Annotated in this window: 3 protein-coding genes; 1 reads left to right on the top strand and 2 read right to left on the bottom strand. The window is 71.1% G+C overall.

Features of this window, described 5'->3' with window-relative positions; genetic code table 11:
* Positions 1 to 366: 366 nt before the first annotated feature.
* The gene (locus CCN35_RS25975) at positions 367 to 1,194 is read right to left on the bottom strand and encodes an alpha/beta fold hydrolase (RefSeq protein WP_067399421.1); all 828 of its coding nucleotides are present in this window, start codon (positions 1,192 to 1,194) and stop codon (positions 367 to 369) included.
* A gap of 203 nt (positions 1,195 to 1,397) precedes the next feature.
* Between CCN35_RS25975 and CCN35_RS25970 the strand changes: the two genes are divergently transcribed.
* On the top strand, positions 1,398 to 2,387 hold the full coding sequence (locus tag CCN35_RS25970) for an aldo/keto reductase (protein ID WP_086794536.1): 990 nt from the start codon (positions 1,398 to 1,400) through the stop codon (positions 2,385 to 2,387).
* Positions 2,388 to 2,506: 119 nt separating this feature from the next.
* Here the strand turns inward: CCN35_RS25970 and CCN35_RS28175 are convergent, their stop codons facing one another.
* Entirely contained in the window at positions 2,507 to 2,656 is a 150-nt protein-coding gene (locus CCN35_RS28175) for a hypothetical protein (protein ID WP_211285581.1), read from the bottom strand.
* Between the last annotated feature and the right edge of the window lie 182 nt (positions 2,657 to 2,838).

The raw sequence follows: 2,838 nt of genomic DNA, 5'->3' as shown, positions 1-2,838 counted from the left end.
GCGGCAAGGGAGCGAGCAGGAGCGAAGGAGCACTTGAGGGAAACGCTCGTGCGAGGAGCGGCCGCAGCCGGAAGGGCGGGTGGCGCCGGTGCTGCCCGCGGGTTCGGCCCCGTGCGTGTCCGGCCGGAGGGCGCCGCAGAAGGCGGCAGAGGGCGGACAGAAGACGAACGGGGCCGTGCCGAAGGTGTGTTGCCGCGACGGTGCCCGAGCACGGGGCCCGCGCCGCGCGTCCGCGCATGGCCCTCGCCGACGCGCGCAACGCCCCGGGAGCGGGCCCTTGCCCGCCCGGGGCGTCCTCACCCCTCGCAGAGCGACGGCGGGCTCCGCCCGCCCGGTCCCGCCGGGCGGGCGGAGCCCGCCGACAGGTCAGCGGGAGAGGAAGTCCAGCAGGTCCTGGTTGAAGCGCTGTTTGTCGCCGTCCACCATGGCGAGGCCGTGACTGGCGCCCTCGTACACCTTCAGCTCGGCGTCGGGGACGATCTGCACGGTCTTGCGGGCGGTGGCGTCGATGGGCACGACCCGGTCGTCGTCGCCGTGCACGACCAGGGTGGGAACGTCGAACTTCCTCAGGTCGTCGTGGAAGGGCGTGGTGCCGAAGGCGTCGACACAGGCGACGGCGCCCTCGATGGTCTGCGCCATGCCCATGTACCAGAACGCGTCCTTGTTGCCCTGGGTGACCTTGCTGTCCGGGCGGTCCGCGGAGAAGAAGGTCTCGGCAGTGTCCTTCCAGAACTGCGAGCGCTCCTTGAGGATGCCGGCCTTGATGTCGTCGAGGACGGACTGCGGGACGCCCTCGGGGTTGTCGGGGCCCTGCAGCATCAGCGGTGTGACGGCGGAGAGCAGGACGGCCGAACGCACACGTCCGGTGCCGTGGCGGCCGATGTACCGGGCGAGTTCGCCTCCGCCCATGGAGTGGGCCACCAGCGTGACATCCTGCAGGTCGAGGTGGGTCAGCAGATCGTTGAGGTCGTCGGCGAACGTGTCGAAGTCGTAGCCGTCGTAGACCGGGGTGGAGCGGCCGTGCCCCCGGCGGTCGTGGGCGATGCCCCGGTACCCGGCGTCGGCGACCGCTTTGAGCTGATCCTGCCAGGCGTCCCCGTTCAGGGGCCAGCCGTGGATGAAGACCACCGGGCGTCCTCGCCCCCAGTCCTTGTAGAAGATCTCGACCCCGTCACGCGTGGTGCATACCGGCATGCTGTCACCTTTCGCTCACCCGGAAGGGCACGCTTTCGGAGGACCGTTTCCCCTCACCCATGCTCCTCGCTCGGTCACTGTCCGCAATCCGGCGCGGACCGAATGGGCCATCGGATACGGAGGCGATGCCGCGCGGCAACGGGGTACACGGCGAGCGGATACCACCGCCCGTACCCGCTCGCCGCAGGGAAAGGCTGGAACACATGAAGCAGCGCAGGCTGCGCGACCTCGACGTGTCGGCCATCGGCCTCGGTTGCATGGGGATGTCCGCCTTCTACGGGACCCCCGACGAGGACGAGGCCATCAGGACCGTCCGGCGTGCCCGGGAACTGGGAGTCACCTTCCTCGACACCGCCCAGCTCTACGGCCCCCTCACCAACGAGTCGCTGGTCGGCCGGGCCGTCGCGGGGCACCGCGACGAGTACGTGATCGCCACCAAGTTCAATTACCGGATGGACCACGCGGTGCCCGGCGACATGAGCACGATCGGTCCGCAGGACGGCTCGGCCGAGCATGTGCGCGGTTCCGTCCACGGCTCGCTCGAACGGCTGGGCACCGACTGCATCGACCTGTACTACCAGCACCGTGTCGACCCCCGTGTGCCGATCGAGGAGACCGTCGGCGCCCTGGCCGAGCTGGTCGCGGAGGGCAAGGTGCGCCACATCGGACTGAGCGAGGCGGCACCGGAGACCATCCGCCGCGCACACGCGGTCCACCCGGTCACCGCGGTGCAGACCGAGTACTCGCTGTGGACGCGCGACGTGGAGGAGGAAGTGCTGCCCGTGTGCCGGGAGCTGGGCATCGGGTTCGTCCCCTACTCGCCGCTGGGCCGCGGTTTCCTCGCGGGCCGGTTCTCCTCCCCCGACGAGCTCGACGAAGGGGACTTCCGGCGCAGCGGCCCCCGCTTCACCGGCGACAACCTCGAGGCGAACCTCCGGCTCGCGGCCAAGGTCAAGGAGATCGCCCGGGAGAAGGGCGTGACTCCGGCGCAGCTGGCGATCGCCTGGGTGCTGGCCCAGGGCGAGGACCTGGTGCCCATTCCCGGCACCAGGCGCCGCACCTATCTGGAGCAGAACGCCGCGGCGGTCGACGTGGTGCTGACCGAGGACGACCTGGCACGCATCGACGCCGAGCTTCCCGAGCCCGCCGGGGAGCGCTACGACGAGGCCGGCATGCAGACCGTGAACCGCTGAGCCGCGGGGCGCGGGGCCGCGCCGGAGGAAAGCCGGAGCACAGGACCGGAAGGCGCAGAAGACGTCCGCGGGACACGGTGCCGCGGTGCACCGCCCTTGCGCAGCCCTGCGGCGTGCGGTCAGCTCCGGCGCCGGGGGCCGGGCCCGAACCCGACCATCCGCCAGATGCGGATCTCGCGGACGAGTCCGGGCACCTCCCTGATCAGCAGGGCGAGCACCAGCCCGCCCACGACGGCGAGCTCCGTCATCAGCACCTGTTTGCCGGTCATCCCCGTGCCGGCGGTCAGCCCCCTGGTCCGCCGCGTCCTTCTCATCGGCCTCATCGGCTGCGCCGACCGCACCGGCCACCGCCCCATGCGGTTCACCGGCCTCGCCGGAGACAGGACGGGACGAGCAGACCAGGGCAGGAGGACGGACGATGCAGAACTGTGCGAGGCCGGTGAACCGCATG

The organism is Streptomyces thermovulgaris (assembly GCF_002155915.1).
Classification (GTDB): Bacteria; Actinomycetota; Actinomycetes; order Streptomycetales; family Streptomycetaceae; genus Streptomyces; species Streptomyces thermovulgaris.
This window is presented reverse-complemented; position numbering and strand designations above follow the sequence as displayed.